Raw genomic sequence first — 1,045 nt, forward strand, 5'->3', positions numbered from 1 at the left:
GTCGTGGATCAACCGGCCACCATCGGCGCCCTGCCCGTCGCGGTCGCCCAGGCCGCCGGCGTAACCGTCGGCTACCTGCCCGGCCTTGCCATGCGCCGCATCGCCGACCTCCACCCCGGTGAAGCCAAGACCGATGCCCGGGACGCGGCCATCATCGCCGAAGCAGCCCGCTCCATGCCCCACACGCTGCGCTCCATCCAGATCGCCGATGAGCAGGTCGCCGAGCTATCAATGCTCTGCGGATTCGATGACGACCTGGCCAAACAGATCACCGCAACCAGCAACCGGCTGCGCGGCCTGCTGACCCAGATCCACCCGGCTTTGGAACGCGTGCTCGGTCCCCGCCTGGACCATCCGGCAGTCCTGGACCTGCTCCGCACCTGGCCAACCCCTTCGGCGCTGGCCGCAGCCGGACGCAAACGTGTCACGGCCCGGCTGAAACGCCTGGCCCCGCGCATGTATGCACGCCTCGCGGAGGAAATCTTCGACGCCCTCGACCAGCAGACCGTGACCGTGGTCGGCACCAACGCCGCTGCCGTCGTGCTCCCGCAGCTGGCCGGCATGCTCACGGACCTGCGAGCCTCCCGCGACACCATCCACGTCCAAGTCGAAGCCCTCGTGGAGGACCACCCTCTTCACTCGGTCCTGAGCTCCATCCCGGCGGTCGGGATCAGGACCGAAGCACGAATCCTCACCGAGGTCGTCGGCAAGGAATTCGCCACCGCCGGGCACCTTGCCTCCTACGCCGGCCTGTCCCCGGTGACATGGCGCTCCGGCTCCTCAATCCGCGGCGACCACTCCTCACGACGAGGAAACAAGGTCCTCAAACGAGCACTGTTCCTCTCCGCATTCGCCGCCCTGAAAGACCCGCTCTCCCGGGCCTACTACGACCGCAAACGCGCCCAGGGCAAGAAACACAACCAAGCCCTCATCGCCCTCGCCCGCAGACGCTGCGACGTCATCTTCGCCATGCTCCGAGACGGAACCATCTACGAAGCGAAAACACCCGCCGCCGCTTGACGAAAACCATAGGGGCACCCCCCCC

The 1,045-nt window shown here is 67.4% G+C and carries 1 protein-coding gene; it reads left to right on the forward strand.

Annotated features, from left to right (window positions below; translation table 11 throughout):
• Nucleotides 1–1,020 (forward strand): IS110 family transposase (locus tag AB0N75_RS18855; RefSeq protein ID WP_364652471.1); only part of this gene is annotated, 1,020 nt, incomplete at its 5' end.
• Nucleotides 1,021–1,045: the final 25 nt, after the last annotated feature.

Origin of the sequence: Arthrobacter sp. NPDC089319, assembly GCF_040684925.1 — a bacterium.
Lineage (GTDB): Bacteria > Actinomycetota > Actinomycetes > Actinomycetales > Micrococcaceae > Crystallibacter.